Origin of the sequence: Nocardia grenadensis NBRC 108939 (assembly GCF_001613445.1) — a bacterium.
Lineage (GTDB): Bacteria > Actinomycetota > Actinomycetes > Mycobacteriales > Mycobacteriaceae > Nocardia > Nocardia grenadensis.
The window spans coordinates 1-18,317 of the sequence record NZ_BDCJ01000030.1; the positions used below are offsets into that span (position 1 = coordinate 1).

9 protein-coding genes are annotated in these 18,317 nt (G+C 68.0%); 4 read left to right on the plus strand and 5 right to left on the minus strand.

Features of this window, described 5'->3' with window-relative positions; genetic code table 11:
* From NGR01S_RS27245 to NGR01S_RS27255, 3 genes are all read right to left on the minus strand, one after another.
* Nucleotides 1-8,655, minus strand: an 8,655-nt coding sequence (locus tag NGR01S_RS27245) for a non-ribosomal peptide synthetase (protein ID WP_157107454.1), incomplete at its 3' end; no start/stop codon positions are given.
* A gap of 338 nt (nt 8,656-8,993) precedes the next feature.
* Complete coding sequence (gene cobM, locus NGR01S_RS27250) at nt 8,994-9,752, minus strand: precorrin-4 C(11)-methyltransferase (RefSeq protein ID WP_063041922.1); 759 nt, start codon at nt 9,750-9,752, stop codon at nt 8,994-8,996.
* Nucleotides 9,753-9,960: 208 nt separating this feature from the next.
* The gene (locus NGR01S_RS27255; RefSeq protein ID WP_063041798.1) at nt 9,961-10,389 is read right to left on the minus strand and encodes a PPOX class F420-dependent oxidoreductase; all 429 of its coding nucleotides are present in this window, start codon (nt 10,387-10,389) and stop codon (nt 9,961-9,963) included.
* 324 nt (nt 10,390-10,713) lie between these two features.
* On the opposite strand from NGR01S_RS27255, the gene NGR01S_RS27260 reads away from it, so the two are divergent.
* A complete protein-coding gene (locus NGR01S_RS27260) occupies nt 10,714-11,061 on the plus strand; it encodes a DoxX family protein (protein WP_063041800.1) in 348 nt (115 codons plus the stop codon).
* A 554-nt stretch (nt 11,062-11,615) separates the two neighbouring features.
* Nucleotides 11,616-12,269 carry a Uma2 family endonuclease gene (locus NGR01S_RS27265; RefSeq protein WP_063041802.1) on the plus strand — a complete coding sequence of 218 codons (654 nt, stop codon included), beginning with the start codon at nt 11,616-11,618 and terminating at the stop codon, nt 12,267-12,269.
* A 555-nt stretch (nt 12,270-12,824) separates the two neighbouring features.
* Here the strand turns inward: NGR01S_RS27265 and NGR01S_RS27275 are convergent.
* Together NGR01S_RS27275 and NGR01S_RS27280 are read right to left on the minus strand one after the other, a co-directional pair.
* Nucleotides 12,825-13,820 (minus strand): Rpn family recombination-promoting nuclease/putative transposase, encoded by a 996-nt coding sequence (locus NGR01S_RS27275; protein WP_063041806.1) that lies wholly within the window; start codon nt 13,818-13,820, stop codon nt 12,825-12,827.
* 94 nt (nt 13,821-13,914) lie between these two features.
* A complete protein-coding gene (locus NGR01S_RS27280) occupies nt 13,915-14,520 on the minus strand; it encodes an SACE_7040 family transcriptional regulator (protein WP_063041808.1) in 606 nt (201 codons plus the stop codon).
* Between the two features lie 94 nt (nt 14,521-14,614).
* On the opposite strand from NGR01S_RS27280, the gene NGR01S_RS27285 reads away from it, so the two are divergent.
* Both NGR01S_RS27285 and NGR01S_RS27290 read left to right on the plus strand, forming a co-directional pair.
* A complete protein-coding gene (locus NGR01S_RS27285; protein ID WP_063041810.1) occupies nt 14,615-16,234 on the plus strand; it encodes a carboxyl transferase domain-containing protein in 1,620 nt (539 codons plus the stop codon).
* 5 nt (nt 16,235-16,239) lie between these two features.
* A complete protein-coding gene (locus NGR01S_RS27290; RefSeq protein ID WP_063041924.1) occupies nt 16,240-18,315 on the plus strand; it encodes an acetyl/propionyl/methylcrotonyl-CoA carboxylase subunit alpha in 2,076 nt (691 codons plus the stop codon).
* The last annotated feature ends 2 nt before the right edge of the window (nt 18,316-18,317 follow it).

Below are 18,317 nucleotides of genomic sequence, written 5' to 3' on the forward strand. Positions count from 1 at the left end.
CACATGCTCGAGACTCGGGATAGAACCCGCCGCAGTATGGGCAGCGAACACACCCAGCATCGACGGCACGAAGTCGGTCACCGTCACCCGCTGCTCGGCAATAACCCGCGCCAGGTACTCGGTATCCCGGTGACCGTCGGGGGTCGCGACCACAAGGTGCGCACCGGCAGCCAGCGGCAGGAAATAACCCCACAACGACACATCGAACGTCGTCGCGGTCTTCTGTAGGTACACATCGGAGGCATCCAGCGGATATTCCGCCAGCATCCACGCGACCTGATTCGCAATCGCCGAATGCGGAACCGCCACACCCTTCGGACGACCCGTCGAGCCCGACGTGAAGATCACATACGCCGTATTCGACGGCCGCACCGGCGCACGCCGATCCGCATCGGTCACCTGCGCGCTGTCGTAACCACTGGTCTCGAGAGTGTCCAGTGCCAGCACCGGCACACCCGTCCCCTCGGGCACCGCACCGGAATCAGCCGTAGTCGTCAACACACACAACGGCGACGCCGTATCCAGGATGTAGCCGATCCGCTCCGCCGGATGCGCCGGATCCAGGGGTACATACGCACCACCCGCAGCCACCACCGCATACATACCGACCACGAGATCCAGCGACCGCGACACCAACAACCCGACGAGAGTCTCCGGCCCGACACCCTGCGCGATCAGATGCCGCGCGAGCCGATTCACCCGACCCGCGAACTCACCATAGGACAGACTCGTCCCCTCGAACGAAACCGCCACTCGATCCGGATGCGCGGCTGCCGCGGCATTGAACCCATCCAACAACAACCCCGCCGGCAGCCGATGCTCGGTCGCATTCCACTCCGCCAGCACCCGAGCGCGCTCGGACGCCGCCAGGATCTCCAGATCACCGACAGCGGTCCCCGGCGCCTCGACGACCTCGCGCAGCAACTGGGCGAACCGGTCCGCGAAACCTTCCACCGTGGCGTGATCGAACAGATCCCGGGAGTACGAGAGTTCGCCGAGCATACCGGCGTCGGTGTCCCCGCCCATGCCGCGGAGATTGAGCGAGAGATCGAACTTCTCCAGGCCCGTCTCGAAATCGACCGGAGCCACCCGCAGGTCCGGCAATTCGAAATGCCGGTCCGGCAGGTTCTCGAACGACAACGCGACCTGGAAGATCGGATGCCGCGCCTGCGAACGTGCCGGGTTCAGCACCTCCACCAGGCGTTCGAACGGTACATCGGCGTGCGCGAACGCCTGCAGATCGGTATTCCGGACCTCGGCCAGCAGTTCGGCGAAGGTCATCCCGCTGCGGACCTGGGTTCGCAGCACCAGGGTGTTGACGAACATGCCGACCAGGTTCTCCAGCGCGGCATCACCACGACCGGCCACCGGAGTACCGACGGCGATATCGGATTCCCCGGTCATGCGCGCCAGCAGTACGGCCAGCGCACTGTGCACGACCATGAACGGTGAGGCATTGTGCCGGCGGCCCAGTTCCACCACCCGGCGCCGCAGCTCCGGGCCGATCACGAACGAATGGACGCCACCCTGGAAGGAGGACACCGCCGGGCGCGGCCGGTCGGCGGGCAGTACCAGCTCGTCGGGCAGCCCGGCCAGTTCCTGTTTCCAGTACCGGACCTGGCCGGAGATCAGCGAATCGGGATCGTCCTCCGAACCCAGCACTTCGCGCTGCCACAACGCGTAGTCCGCGTACTGCACCGAGAGGTTCACCCACGCCGGGGGCTCCCAGCTGATGCGGGCCGCGTAGGCGGCCATCACATCCCGGGCCAACGGTCCCATCGACCAGCCGTCGGCGGAGATATGGTGCACGACCATACCGAGGACGTACTCGGTCTCGTCGATCTCGAAGAGCCGGGCGTGCAGCGGCACCTCGACGGTGACATCGAAGGCCATTGTCGCCAGATCGATCAGATGATCGATCAGCTTGTCCTCGCGGATCCGGAACGGGGTCAGGTCCGGAACCACCTGGGCAGCGTCCAAGATCACCTGGACGGGTGCGCGGCCGGTATCCGGGAATACGGTCCGCAACGATTCGTGCCGGTCGATCACATCGATGAAGGCCACCTGTAGGGCGGCCACATCGAGATCACCGGACATCCGGATCGCGATCGGGATGTTGTTGACCGCCGATTCGGTGTCGTACCGGTTGAGGAACCACATCCGCTGCTGCGCCAGCGACAGCGGGATCTCCTCCTGGCGGCTGCGCGCCACCAGCGCCTGACGCGCACCCTCACCGACATGCGACTCGATCCGCGTGGCCAGCGCCATCACGGTCGAGGCCTCGAACAGGGTGCGCACCGGGACGCGGGTATCGAGCGCGGCGCCGAGCCGCGCGGCGACCTGGGTCGCGATCAGCGAGTTACCGCCCAGCTCGAAGAAATCGTCGTCGATACCAACCCGTTCGACGCCGAGTACCTCGGCGAAGATCCCGGCCACGATCTCCTCGATGGGGGTGACCGGGGCCCGGAAGGTATGCGACCGGAACTGCGGTACGGGCAGCGCCCGGCGATCCAGTTTCCCGGCCGGGGTCAGCGGGATCTCGTCGAGCACCATGATCGACGAGGGCACCATGTAGGCGGGCAACCGCTCCTGGACGTGCGCGGCCAGAGCGGAGGTGTCGACCGACTCCCCCGAGGCCGGAACGACATAGGATGCCAGCGACATCGCGCCGGAGACACTCTCGTGTCCCACGGTCACCGCGAAATCGACGGTGTCGTGCGAGGTGAGCGCGGAATCGATCTCGCCGAGCTCGATCCGGAAACCGCGAACCTTCACCTGGAAGTCGTTACGGCCCACATATTCCACGACCAGCGAACCGGTACGGTCCCGCCGCCAGCGCACCACGTCGCCGGTGCGGTACAGGCGGTCGCCGGGCTCGCCGTACGGGTCGGCGACGAATCGACCGGCGGTCAGCGCGGGCCGGGCGTGGTAGCCGCGGGCCAGCTGGATACCACCGACATACAGCTCACCGGTGACACCTTCCGGTACCGGGTTCAACCGGCCGTCCAGCACCAGTGCCCGCATACCGCGCACCGGGCCACCGATGGTGACCGGATCACCGGGGCGCAGTCGGTCACTGATATTCGTCGCGACGGTGGCCTCGGTGGGACCGTAGGCATTGAAGAGGGAACGGTCCGAGGTCGCCGCCCAGCGGGCGGCCAGTTCCGGCTGGACCGCCTCGCCACCGGTGATGACGACCCGCACGTCCGACATCGCGTCGAGATCGAGTGAGGCGAGTACCGACGGGGTCAGGAAGGCATGGGTCACCCCGGTGGTCTCGATGAGATCGGCCAGTTCCGCACCGCCGAACATCATCTGCCCCGCGATGACCAGGGTGCCGCCCGCGCCGACGGCCAGCAACAGTTCCAGCACCGAGGCGTCGAACGACGGGGAGGCGAAAGCCAGTGCCCGGGTGGACGGGTCCAGGCCGAAACGCTGCACCTGTTCGGTGCTGAAGTTGTGCAGACCCGCGTGGGTGACCGCGACACCCTTCGGTACACCGGTCGACCCCGAGGTGTAGATCATGTACGCCGTATTCGCGGTGCGCAGCGGTGCGCGCCGGTCGGCGTCGGTGATCGGCGCCGCCGAACTGGCCATGATCTCGGCGGCGAATTCCGGATCGTCCAGGTCGATCCAGCCGCCGGCCAATTCGGGCAGATCGGGAAGTTCGGCTTCCTCGGTGATACCCAGGGCCACACCGGAATCGGTGACCATATGGATGATCCGGTCGGCCGGGTAGGTCGGATCGATGGGGACCAGCACGGCACCGGATTTGGCGATGGCCCACAGGACCAGCTGGTAACGCCAGGACCGGCTCAGTGCCAGGGCGATCGTGAGTTCCGGTCCGGCGCCCCGCTCGATGAGGACCCGGGCCAGCTGGTTCGACGCGGTATCGAGTTCGGCGTAGGTGTGCGACTCGTAGTCGGCGATCACCGCGATACCGTCGGGATCGGTCTGTGCCGCGGCGTTCAGCAGTTCCGGCAGTGTCCGGGGCGTTTCGGCCGGGCCACCGCTGCGGGTGGTGAGCTCGGCGCGCTCGGCATCGTCCATGATCTCGATCTGCTCGAGCCGGATCCGCGGCTCGGTGACGATCACGGACAGCAGGCGCTGCCAGCGGGTCACGAAGGAGCGGACGGTGGACTCGTCGAACAGGTCGGTGGCATAGGAGAGCACCAGGTCCATACCGGTCGGCTCACCGTGGGTGCCGCGCTTCTCGGTGACCGTCCAGACCAGGTCGAATTTGGCGATATCGAGTTCGATCTCGGCCGCGTCGACCGACAGTCCGGGTATCTCCAGGGCCGCGTGCGAAAGCTCCTGCAACGAGAGCATCACCTGCACCAGCGGATGCGCGGCCTGCGAACGCGACGGGTTCACCAGTTCCGCGATCCGCTCGAACGGCACATCCGCGTTCGCGAATGCCGCGAGGTCCCGTTTACGGGTATCGGACAGCAGATCGGTGAACGTCTGTCCGCCGTCCACCTCGGAGCGCAACACCAGGGTATTGACGAACATACCGATCAGGTCGTCGAGGGCGGCCTCACCGCGGCCGGCGACGGGTGTGCCCACACCGATATCGGTGCTGCCCGACAGTCGGGCCAGCAGCACCGCCAGCGACGCGTGCAAGACCATGAACAGGGTGGCGCCCTGTTCCCGGGCCAGCGTGTCCAGCCGGGCGTGCATCTCCGCGTCGATATCGAGGGAGACCCGGTCGCCGCGGAAACTCTGCATCGGGGGCCGCGGCCGGTCGGTGGGCAGTCCCAGCTGGTCGGGCAGGCCCGCCAACTGCTCCCGGTGATAGGCGATCTGGCGGGCGGCGATGGATTCCGGATCCGATTCCGAACCCAGCATCTCGCGCTGCCAGATGCTGTAGTCGAGGTACTGCACCGGCAGTGCGGGCAGTTCCGGGACCGAGCCGGCCGCCCGCGCCAGGTACGCGGCGGCGAATTCGCGCGACAGCGGTCCCATGGACCAGCCGTCCGCGGCGATATGGTGCAGTACGAAGGCGACGGCGTATTCCGGGTGCCCGTTGGCGCGACCACCCGAGACCTCGTAGATCCGCCAGCGGAACGGCAGTTCGTGGGTCACATCGAAACCGATGGCCGCGAATTCGGCCAGCACGGCGGGCAGTTCCGCCACATCGATCGACTCCACCGGAGCACCGGTTTCGAGCTGATCGATCGGCAGCACCAGCTGGTAGCCGCCGTCCTCGGATTCGGGGTAGATGGTCCGCAGCGACTGCTGGCGGGCCATCACATCGTTGAGAGCGGCCTGTAGTGCCGCCAGGTTCACCCGGCCGTGCATGCGGATCACGAACGGCACGTTGTAGGCCGGGATGGTGGGATCGAACTGGTTGATGTACCAGAGACGTTGCTGCGCCAGCGAAAGCGGCACCCGCTCCACGACCTCGCCCGTGGGCAGGACCTGGCTGGGACGCGGTTGCGGGACCAGCGGCAGTCGGGTACCCGTCTCGTGCTGCGTATCGACATGCACCGCCAACGCCGCCACCGTGGGTGCCTCGAACAGCATTCGCACCGGCACCCGGGTATCCAGTGCCGCACCGAGGCGGGCCGCGGCCTGCGTCGCGACCAGCGAGTTACCGCCGAGAGCGAAGAAATCGTCATCGGCGCCGATCCGCTCGACACCGAGAACCTCGGCGAAGACCCGCGCCACTATCTCTTCGACCGGGGTCGACGGCGCCCGGAACTCCCGGGCCTCGAATACCGGCGCGGGCAGCGCTTTACGGTCCAGCTTGCCGGAGGTGTTCAGCGGGAACGCGTCCAGTTGTACGACCGCGGCCGGAATCATATAGACCGGCAACACCTCACGCAGCGAGCTCAGCAGCGCGGCGGAATCGACCTGCGCACCGGGCGCCGGAACGACATAGGCGACCAGCTGTTCGCCTAGATCGGAAGCAGCGACGGTCACCACGGCCTGGCTGATCATTGGCCGGGCCAGCAGCGCCGACTCGATTTCCCCGAGTTCGATCCGCTGACCACGGAACTTCACCTGGAAATCGGTACGACCCAGGTATTCCAGTACCGGCAGGCTCTCGCTGTGCGCATCGACGGTGACGTAATTCCACCGCACCAGGTCGCCGGTGCGGTACATCCGCTGACCGGCGTCGAATGGGCTGGCCACGAAACGATCGGCCGACAGATCCGGACGGGTCACATAGCCGCGAGCCAGCTGATCACCCGCGAGATAGAGTTCACCCACCACACCGGGGGGCACCGGCCGCAACCGCGAATCCAGTACGTAGACCCGGCTGTTCCACTCCGGCACGCCGATCGGCACACTGCCGGTCTCCGCACCCGTGGCCTGCCAGTACGTGATCGAGACCGCGGCTTCGGTCGGACCGTAGAGGTTGTGCACGGTCGCATCGGAAATCGCGTGCATCGCCGTCACGGTCTCCGGCGGCAACGCCTCACCGATGACGAATACATGCTCGAGCGACGGAATCGACCCCGCCCCGGTATGCGTGGCGAACACACCCAGCATCGACGGAACGAAGTCCGTCACCGTGACGTTCTGCTCGGCGATCGTCCGCGCGAGATATTCGGTGTCCCGGTGACCGTCCGGGGACGCGACCACCAGCCGCGCACCCGCCGCCGACGGCAGGAAGTAGCCCCACAGTGACACATCGAACGTCGTCGCGGTCTTCTGCAGATACGCGTCCGAGGAATCCATCGGATACTGCGCCAGCATCCACGCGACCTGGTTCACGATCGCCGAATGCGAGACGGCCACGCCCTTGGGACGACCCGTGGAACCAGATGTGAAGATCACATAAGCCAGATTCGACGCATGCAACGGCGCCCTCCGATCGGCATCGGAAAGCGCTGTATCCGCGTACCCGGACAGATCGATCTCGTCGACCACCACCACCGGACAGTGCGCCGTATCGAACGCATCCGCGCTACTCGTCAGGACACACAGCGGTGCGGCGGTATCGAGCACATAGTCGATGCGCTCGGCCGGATGATCCAGATCCAGCGGCACATACGCACCGCCCGCGGTGACGACCGCGTGGATCGCCACCACCAGCTCGGCCGACCGCCGCATCGCGATCGCCACCGGCGTTTCCGGGCCCACCCCGGCTTCGACCAGATGGCGCGCCAGCCGATTGACCCGGCCCGCGAATTCGGCATAGGTGAGCGTCCGGTCCTCGGCGACAACGGCGATCGCGTCGGGTGTACGCGCCGCCTGTTCCGCGAGCAGGTCGGGCAGGGTGGCATTCGGTACCGCCCGCGCCGAATCGTTCCACTCCACCAGGGTCCGGGTGCGCTCGGCCGCGGTGGGTAGGTCCAGCTCCCACACCGCCGTATCGGTTCCGGCGGCGACGAAACGGTCGAAGAAGTCCAGGAAACGCGTGTGGTGCCGGTCCGCCTCGGCAGTCGTGTAGAGATTGGGATTGAACTCGAAGTCGAGATTCAGCCGGGTGCCGCGCATCGACTGGTAGAGGTTGACACTGAGATCGTTGATGATGCCGGTGGTCAGCACCTGCAGGGTGCCGACCGTTTCACCGAGGACGATCTCGTCGTCGAACAGCATGATGTTGACCAGCGGACCGAAGGTTGTCGTGCTCGCGCCCGCGTCGCGGCGGATGTCCTCGCTCCGGTAGCGCTGGTGGCGCAGGGCCCCGGCCACTTCCAGCTGGACCTGCCGCAGCAGCTCCGCCACCGTGGTGCCGTATCCGACGCGCAGCCGCAGCGGCACAATATTCGACATCACGCCGGCCGAGCGGCGCATGGCCGCCGTGACCCGCGCGGTGACAGGCAGACTCAGGATCACTTCGTCGGTGCCGTTGACCTGAGCCAGGTAGGCGGCGAACGCGGCCAGCAGTTCCTGGGCGGAGGTGGAATCACGCCGGGCGAGGGCCGCGTCCAGCGCGGCCTGCCGGTCATCGGTGAATGCCGCGCGCCGCACTCCCTTGCGTGCCGCCGGCGGAGCCGTCCGGCCGGTGAGACCGTTGCCTGCTTCGAGTCCCGTGACGCGTTCGGCCCAGTACTCCTTGTCCGCCTCGAACCGGGCACTGCCGCGATAGGCGATTTCCTGCTCGTACAGCGTGCCCAGCGTCGCGGCCTTGGCCGGCGCCGGCTCGGTTCCGTTGCGATAGGCCGTGTACAGTTCGGCGACCCGGTTCACCGCGGTCATCGCGCCGAGACCGTCGATCGCGATGTGATGGACGCGCGAGTACCAGTACCAGTGTTCGTCGCCCAGCTGCAGAGCGTAGAAGACGGCCAGCCGATCCCGGGTCGGATCCAGGGGACGGCTGTACTCGGTCTGCATCCACTCCTGGGCGGCGGCGGCCGGATCGTCGGCGTCGCGTAGATCGATATAGCCGACCCGCTCGTGGTCGGCGATCGAATAGTCCACCCACTGCCACGGCTCCCCGTCGCGTTCGACGATGCGCAGGAAGGAGGAACGCATCTCGAAGGAGGCGGCGACAACGGCCCGGCTCAGGGTGTCGACATCGAGTTCACCGCGCAACTCGGCGTACTGCGCGATATTGATCGGAACCTGCGGGTCCAGGTACTGCGCATACCAGATGCCCAGCTGCGCGGGCGACAGCGGGAACAGGCTCCCGTCCGTGGCTGCTGCGCCACTGTCCGTACCGTTCCCGCCGTTGTCCAGCCGGTCCAACCGTAACCTCACTTCCGGAACGCACGCGTGCGCTTCCCGTCAACACCCGGATTGCGACGCGCACCGCCGACAGCGCGGCAACCGCGGTTCCAGGCCCACTTCTCGTTTGCTCAGGCAGAAATGTCCATCGGAGTTATCCGTTTGTGAAGCCGGAGCCGTTACATCGGGCGCCCCGTACCACCCGGCACACCCGGTGCCCCATGCCACTGTGCCATCGCACCCGGGCGTCGACTCCTGACCACCGATCCAATCTACCGAAGCACGGCCGTGTCACCAACCGGGTTCGGCGGCGGTGCCGCCGGCCGGGCGGCGGTATCCGGGCGCCCCCGGGCAGTCCGGCCGCTGCGCCCTCATCCGCCCAGGTGACTGCGGTCACGCACCGGGTCGTAGAGGTGCGATTGCGCACAATCGATTCCGAGCTCCAGCGCCCGCCCGACCAGGATCACCGCCGCCCGCGAAAGCCCCGCCGCCTCGACCCGGTCCGCGATATCGGCCAGGGTGCCGCGCAGCACGATCTGGTCCGGTTGGCTCGCGCGGTAGACCACCGCGGCCGGGCAGCCCGGTCCATAGTCCGCGGCGAGCTCTTGCGCGAGCTGCCGGATTCGGGTGATCGCCAAGTGCAGCACCAGCGTGGCCCGCGTACGCGCGAACCCCGCCAGTGCCTCGGTCTCCGGCATCGCCGTCGACCGGGCCCGCGTACGGGTGAGCACCACGGACTGGGCGACCTCGGGAACGGTCAGTTCCGTACCCAGCAGCGCCGCCGCGGCCGCGTAGGCGGGCACACCCGGGGTGATATCCCACGGCACCCCGGCGGCATCGAGCCGGCGCGTCTGTTCGGTGAGGGCGGAGTAGAGAGAAGGATCACCCGAGCACAACCGCGCCACCTCGCGGCCCGCCGCTGTGGCACGCACCATATGCGCTGTGATCTCGTCGAGGTCGAGCCGCTGGGTATCGATGAGTTCGGTGGCCGGCGCACAGTGACCGAGCACCTCGGGGTCCAGGTAGGTGCCCGGGTACAGGCACACCGGACACCGCCGCAGCAGCTCCACCGCGCGCACCGTCAGCAGATCCGCGGCGCCGGGTCCGGCCCCGATGAAGTGCACACTCATGGGTGGAGTGTAGGCACCGGCCGGTGCCGGGTCGGCCGCCGCGTACCCGGCCCGGCCCTGCCCGGCGGAGGTGATCGCGACCACCTGTGCGCCGGATCTCCACCGACTCGACGCGGCCGATCCTCCACCCACCGGTTGCGTACCCCGCGGCCCCGAGTGCGTAGCCGGACGGGATGCGGGCGAGCCGCGGCCGGTACGTCCGCCCCGGTCAGCTCCCCACGGCGTCGAAGAAGGCGATGACCTTGGTCGGCTGTACCCGGACCAGGAGCTCGCCCGGGACACCGTTGCGCCGTCCGAACTCGTCCGCGTGGGCCGTGCCCATATAGCGTCCGCCGATCGCGGTCGCCGACCGCAGCAGCTCGGCCGGATCCTCGGACAGGGTGGCCGTGCCCTGGATCTGCACCGCCGCGTAGGGGGGCTCCTCGAGGTCCACCACCATCGCGATGCGGGGGTCGCGCTGCAGCGCTTTCCCCTTGGCGGTCTCCTTACCGGTGTTGAAAACGATCTCGTCGCCGTCGAGCAGGAACCACACGGGCGTCACCAGCGGACGCCCGTCGCTCGCGGTGAACGCCACTTTGGCGGTTCGGGTTCCGTAGCTGAGGAATTCACGCACCTTGGGGTCGGAAAGTGAGGCCATACGGGTAAGCCTAGGGCGGACGCGGCCGTTTACCCCCGCCTACGGCCCCGCGGGTCGAGATGCTTGTGCACCCGGATTCCCCCGGCTTCGCCCCTCCTGCTCCGTCGGGCCGGACTCGCGCGGGCCCCGGACCACGTAGGTCGGCTGGAGGGAACGGAGGTGTGTGCGAACGCGCGTGGGCGGGCCACAGCACCGGCCGTGCCCCGGCGTTCGCCGATCTTCCGAGGGCGGACCGCAGGCAGGGAACCGATGTCACACCCGGGCAGCCCGCGTCGTCGACGCAGTGCGCGCCGGGGTTGCACCGGCAGGAGAGAAAGGTTCGCCATGGACATCGCCTACTACATCGTCGCCGCGCTGACCGCCCTGTGGGTCGGTTTCTCGGGGTACTCGCTGTTCGCGAAGAAGCAGTTCGTGGTCGAATCGCTCGAACAGTACGGTGTGCCGCGGTCGTGGTGGAACTGGCTGGCGCTGGCCAAAAGCGCCGGAGCGCTGGGATTGCTCGCCGGTTTCGCCGTGCCCGTCGTCGGCGTGGCCGCGGCCGTCGGCCTGATCGCCTACTTCCTCGGCGCCACCGCGACGGCGCTGCGCGCGCGTTCGTACAAGACCGCGGTATTCCCCCTGCTCTATCTGGCTCCGGTCCTGGCCACGCTGGTCCTGCAACTGGCCCGGTGAGGCGACCGGCCACGATCGCGCTCCCACCCGGCCGGGCGGTCCTCGAATGACCCCGGCGAAACCACCGATGCCGTGACCGCCCCGGGGTGATACTCCGTGTGGCCCCCTCGCCGGGGCCGGAGTGTGTGAGGAGTCGGCGATGAGTGTGGTGGACAGGTCCGAGAAGGCCGACGGGACCTCGCCGCCGGATCGGTCCGGCTGAGCAGTCCGGGGCACAGGACCAGCGGTCGTCCTCGTCCGCCGCGAGACATCGCGATGGTTGCGTCGCCGTGGCGGACCGTGAAGTGATCGACTTTCGCAGACATGCCGACTATGCTGAGAGGTTGACCCTGCGTCAAGGTCAACTCCCGCCGCACCAAGACAGTGCGGCGCTACCTGTACCCAGCGAAGTCCGCCCGGGCAGCGCCCCTTGTGCGGCGTGCAGAGCGAGTTCTGCGTTCCGGCGACCCCTGACACATCGCGGTCATGGCCCGTGCCGGCACCTCACGGGCTGCGTCGAGCCAACGTGTCAGCAAACTCGCAGGCCAACGGCATGCTTGGGCTACCATGGCACCATGTCGCGGCCGGATCTACAGCGCCCCGAACTTCCGGAGTACATGACCTGGGCGGAGCTCGAGACCCTACCCGAGGAGATCGCCGAACGCATCGAACTCTGGAACGGGCGAGTGGTGTGGTGGCGACGCGGCCCCCATGAGCACCAAGAGTTCACCAATCTGCTCTGGAGCGGACTGCGTCGATGTGCCCGCACGGCGATGTCGGCCGATCCCGAGCAATGCTGGCGGGTGAGCACCGAGACCAATGTGTTCTTCGGCCGAACCGGGATGTCGGACTTCGTCACCCCGGACTTCATGATCTATCGGTGCATGAGCGAACCGTACCGGTATGTGCGCTCCGGTCGGGTCGTACTGGTGGGCGAAGTGTTGTCCCCGTCGAACTCGGATGCCGACATGGAACTGAAGAAGGCCCGCTACGCGAAAGCCGGAATCCCCTGGTACTGGGAGGTGACCCTGGCGACCCAGCGCAGCGAGATCGCTCATATCCACGCCTACACCCTCGTGCCCGACGTGCGTCCTCCCGAACCCGGCATCACCGTGCTGCATCGCGCCAACTACATCTTGGCGGGCGCCTGGTCGCCGACCGATACGGGGTCGATCACGATCAACCACCCGTTCCCGATCACTATCCCCTGGTCCGAACTGGATTTCTGACCGGCCGGCCCCGCTCCTACTCTGTGGCGAACCGGTTCTTTGCGAGCTGAAAGTAGTCTTTCAGCATTTCGGTGGACCACGGCGCCTGGTGGACCTCTCCGCGTGGCCGAACTCCGCGAACCACGGCTTGATGTCCAATACCGGCGACGAAAGACGATCTCGAGATGGCTGAGATCCTCCAAACCTTATCGCGCGCTGCTCGAACGGACGCGCGAGGGTTTGCTCGCGCTCGATACGCGCACCGATGCGCAATCCGAGCCGACTCTCGAGGACGGTGAACGCCTGCAACGTGAGGTGGACGGTGTAATCGCGCGGCGGAAGGCCCGGCATCCGGAGATGCGGAGATGACAGAGGTCGTGCCACAGCCCGGCGTGCAGAACACCATGGGTATCGCCGCGATCCGCCCGAGTATCTCGCGGGTCTGCGACAGGAACGCGGGAGACCGAATCGGCTCGCGTACAGGTCTCGCGCATCCGTGCCGTTGCGCACGGTCGAATCAGCCGGTCACCGGTAGCAAGAGCAACTCGATCAGTTCGTACGCAGCGACACCCGGGTTCAGGCGAACAGTTCGTCGAGGGTGGTGGCGGTCAGCACCCGAGCCGTCCAGATGCGGACCCGGGCGGGGTCGGCCGAACGGACACGGTCGGCAACCACGCCGGGCACCGGCCCGAATTTCGCGGTCAGCAACTCGAGCAGCGCCTCCACACGACCGCGTGCTTCACCGCGTGCTTCACCCCGTGCTTCACCACGTGCCTCGATGATTTCTGCTGTGGTCACGATCGCCTCCTTCGCTCGCGGGCCGAGCCGTTCGAAGACCGCCGCAAGATCGGCCTCGGCTGTCTCACCGACAGTCAAGATGTAGGTCAGGACTGTCAGATAGTCGCCGAGTGAATCCGGGCCGGTGTCGAGAGCACGGAGGTCTTCGAGCCAGTCCAGCATATCGTGTCCCAGCCGCCCGTTTCTCGGTGCGATGCGCTGTAGAACCAAGAGGACCCTGGCCGCGGGGGTGAGGTCGCGTTCACGCAGGGCGGCGAGGTCGAGCACGGCGATATCGTCGAGCAGGAACCGCAGCCGTGGGAGGTGAGGACCGAGGGCCTCGCGGGCGGCGGGGTCGAGGTCGAGCAGGTCGGCGAGTTCGGTGGGGTGCGCCGGCGACCAGCGGGTGCCATCGGCAGCATTGTGCACGACCAACGGGATGATCACGGGCAGTGTTTTGGATTTTTCATTGTCGATGAGGTGCTGGCGCCAGATGGCGACCATGTATTCGAGCATGCGGAAGGCCATGAACCGGTCACTGCTGGATTGGTGTTCCATCAGCAGGTACACGTAGGCGGGATGCCCGTCGAGGCGGGTGCGGAACAGCAGGTCGCTAACACGGTTGCGCAGGTCGGAATGCACGAAGCTGCCCGGCTGCAGCTGTAGAGCGGTCCAGTCCAGGCGGGTGCTGATCGACTCCGGTAGCGCGGCGCGTAGTTCGGAGGCAGCGTTGGTGGGGCGGGACATCACTTTGCGGAAATACGCGTCGTGCGGGTTGGACCGCTGCTCGGACATGGTGGCGACTCTATGACCAGCGGCCGACAGGTAGCCATCGGGCGAGCCGCCCGGCACACTCGGCCGTCGGCACCGCTTGTCCGGTCCGCCTTGTTCAGTCGGGCGAGGGGCCGGTGAGCGCGGCGAGTGCCATCGCGCGCAGCACGGCGCGGCTGTGGTCCCGGGCCGGGGCGGCGCTGTGCGGGGTGGAGTTGAGCAGGCCGAATACCGCGTGGGCCTGTACTCGGGCGGTCTCCTCGGTGAGGCCGGGAGTCATCTCGCACAGCACCCCGACCCACACCTCCACATAGCGGCGCTGGGTGCGCCGGATCTCGCGGCGGGCGGGTAGCGGCACATTGTCGAGGTCGCGGTCCTGGATGCGGATGAGTTCGGGTTCGCCGAGCGCGAAGTCGAGGTGGAATTCGACCAGTCCGGCCAGCGCCTTCCGGGGTTCGTCCGCGTCGGCGGCGACGGCGCTGCCGCCGTCGAGCAGCCGGCGGCTGATGCCCACCAGCAATTCGACCAGCAGCGCCTCCTTGTTGGGGAAGTGCCGGTACACCGCGGGACCGCTGATCCCGACCGCGGCGCCGAGATCGTCCAGTCGCATACCGAGGTATCCGCGTTCGGCGATGAGCCGTGCCCCGGCGACGAGCAACTGGTCGCGCCGCTGCTGTTTCAGCAGTTCGCGGCGGGTCGGGGTGGCAGAATCGGCACTGGTCACCCGTACTCCTTTCACCCGGCCTGGACAACTCGGTTAGTCAAGATTAACCTCAATTCCAGTTATCAGCGATTAACTCAGACGTCAGGATGACGCGATGACCCGCACCGCGAGCCCAGCGCCCACCTCCCGGCCCGACTCCGCCAACCGGACCGCGAATCTCGCCCTGGCCGACCAGTTGCGTCACCGTCTCGCCGAGACCGCCCGGGGCGGTCCGGAGAAGGCCCGGCAGCGCCATATCGCCCGCGGCAAACTTCTGCCCCGCGACCGGGTGGACCAGCTGCTGGACCCCGGGAGCCCGTTCCTGGAGCTGTCCCCACTGGCGGCCGCCGGTATGTACGGCGGCGCCTGCCCCGGCGCCGGCATCATCACCGGGATCGGGCGGGTTTCCGGCCGGGAATGCGTGATCGTGGCCAACGACGCCACGGTCAAGGGCGGTACCTACTACCCCGTCACGGTGAAGAAGCATCTGCGCGCCCAGGAAGTGGCGCTGCACAACAATCTGCCGTGTGTGTACCTGGTGGACTCCGGAGGCGCCTACCTGCCCGAACAGGACGAAGTGTTCCCCGACCGCGAACATTTCGGCCGCATCTTCTACAACCAGGCCACCATGAGCGCCCGCGGTATCGCCCAGATCGCCGCGGTCCTCGGTTCGTGTACCGCGGGCGGAGCCTACGTCCCGGCCATGAGCGACGAAGCGGTGATCGTGCGCGATCAGGGCACGATTTTCCTGGGCGGCCCGCCGCTGGTGAAGGCGGCCACCGGTGAAGTGGTGACCGCGGAGGAACTAGGCGGCGGCGCCCTGCATTCCCGGACCTCCGGGGTCACCGACCATCTGGCCGACGACGACCGCGACGCCCTACGCACGGTCCGCCGGATCGTGGCGACCCTGGGTCCGCGCCCGCAACCGGCCTGGCAGGTGCGGCCCGCGCGCGAGCCCGCCGCCCCCGCCGACGAGCTCTACGACATCGTGCCCGCGGATCTGCGCACCCCTTACGACGTCCGCGAGGTGATCGCTCGCATCGTCGATGCGGACGAGTCCGGGTTCGCCGGGTTCCACGAGTTCAAGGCCGAATACGGCACCACCCTGGTCACCGGCTTCGCCCATATCCACGGGCACCCGGTGGGCATCGTGGCCAACAACGGTGTGCTGTTCAGCGAATCCGCCATGAAGGGCGCGCATTTCATCGAACTGTGCGACAAACGCGAGATCCCGCTGCTGTTCCTGCAGAACATCACCGGTTTCATGGTCGGCCGCGACTACGAGGCCGGCGGTATCGCCAAACACGGCGCGAAGATGGTGACCGCCGTGGCGTGCGCGCGGGTCCCCAAACTGACCGTCGTGATCGGCGGCTCCTACGGCGCCGGGAACTACTCGATGTGCGGGCGCGCCTACTCGCCACGGTTCCTGTGGATGTGGCCCAATGCCCGGATCTCGGTGATGGGTGGCGAGCAGGCGGCTTCGGTGCTGGCCACGGTGCGCGGTGACCAACTCGACGGCAACAAGCGGCCGTGGAGTGACGCCGACCAGGAGTCGTTCAAGGAACCGATCCGCCGACAGTACGAAGAGCAGGGCAATCCCTATTATTCGACGGCCCGGCTCTGGGACGACGGAGTCATCGACCCTGCCGATACCCGCACCGTCCTCGGGCTGGCGCTCTCGGTGTGCGCGCAGGCGCCGCTGGCACCGGTCTCCTACGGCGTCTTCCGGATGTGATCACCATGCTGAACTCCACTCACCCCCTGCCCTTCGACACGGTGCTGGTGGCCAACCGCGGCGAGATCGCGGTGCGGGTCATCCGGACGCTGCGGGCCATGGGCCTGCGCTCGGTCGCGGTATACAGCGACGCCGACGTGCGGGCCGCGCATGTCCGGGCCGCGGATATCGCGGTGCGGCTGGGTCCGGCCGCCGCCCGGGACAGCTATCTGAACATCGACCGCATCGTCGACGCGGCCCGCCGCACCGGGGCCGGCGCGGTCCATCCCGGCTACGGATTCCTCTCCGAGAACGCCGCTTTCGCTGCCGCGCTGCACGCCGCCGGAATCGTCTTCCTGGGCCCGCCCGCCGCGGCGATCGAGATCATGGGCGACAAGATCACCGCGAAGACCACGGTCGCCGCCTCCGGGGTTCCGGTGGTGCCCGGGATCGCCGAACCCGGCCTGACCGACGAACAACTCGTCGCGGCGGCCGCCGATATCGGTTTCCCGGTGCTGGTCAAACCATCCGCGGGCGGCGGAGGTAAGGGGATGCGCCGCGTCGACGAGCCCGCCGCGCTACCCGCCGCGCTGGTCAGCGCCCGGCGCGAGGCCGCGGCGGCCTTCGGCGACGACACCCTGTTCCTGGAACGCTTCGTCACCCGGCCCCGCCATATCGAAGTCCAGATCCTGGCCGACACCCACGGCACCGTGCTGCATCTCGGCGAACGCGAATGCAGCCTGCAACGCCGGCACCAGAAGGTGATCGAGGAAGCACCTTCACCGCTGCTGGACCCGGCCACCCGTGCCCGGATCGGCGCCGCCGCCTGCGCCACCGCACGCAGCGTCGACTATGTGGGCGCGGGCACGGTGGAGTTCATCGTCTCCGCCGACCGGCCCGACGAGTTCTTCTTCATGGAGATGAACACCCGCCTGCAGGTGGAGCATCCGGTCACCGAGATGATCACCGGTTTCGATCTGGTGGAATGCCAGGTCCGGATCGCGGCGGGGCAACAGATCCGGCTGCGACAGGACGATATCCGGCTGCACGGCCATGCCGTCGAGGCCCGGGTGTACGCCGAGGATCCGGCCCGTGACTTCCTGCCCACCGGCGGCACCGTGCTGGAGCTGACGGAACCCGGCGGCCCCGGGGTCCGGGTCGATTCCGGGCTCGCGGTCGGCACGGTGGTGGGCAGCGATTACGACCCGATGCTCGCCAAGGTCGTCGCGCACGGTCCCGACCGCGCGTCGGCGCTGGCCACCCTGGACCGCGCACTCGCCGAGACGGTGTTGCTCGGGGTCCGGTCGAATATCGACTTCCTGCGGTTCCTGCTGGCCGACCCGGATGTGGCGGCGGGCCGGCTGGATACCGCGCTGCTGGACCGGCGGGCCGGGGACTTCCACGCGCCGCCGGTCACGGATGACATTTTCGCGGCCGCGGCCGTGTCCCGGTGGCTGCGCCGCTGGCCGACGGGTCCGGCGGACCCCTGGGATCGTCCGGACGGCTGGCGGCTCGGAGCGCCGGCACCGATCCGGATCCGGCTGGCCGGCGGAGAACGGGTGGTGCACGTCGACCTCACCGGCACCCCGGAGTCCGTCGGGGTGCGGATCGGAGACAGCGAGCCCGCGCAGGCCAGCGCCGCGCTCGATCGAGACGCCGCCCGACTGCCCGGCGGAACTACGGTCCACACGGTGACCCTCACGCTCGACGGGATACGCCGCGACTACCGGGTGGCCGAATCCGCGGACGCGATCTGGGTCGCCGGTGCCTCCGGGCCGGCCCTGCTGCGGGAGCTGGCCGAGGAATCGGTGCGCGCGGGCGACGCCGCCGCGCACGACGCGGAGATCCGCAGTCCCATGCCGGGAACGGTGCTCACCGTCACGGCGGAAACCGGGAAACCGGTAGCGGCCGGCGACCCGATTCTGGTGGTCGAGGCCATGAAGATGGAGCATTCGCTGACCGCGCCGCTGGCCGGCACCGTCGAGATACTCGTCGCGGCGGGCGCGCCGGCGCGGTTGGACGAAGTGCTCGCGCGGGTGCACCCGGAACCCGCGCCCGAGGCCGAACCGGCCGATACCACAGCCGAACCCGCCGCGAGTTGATG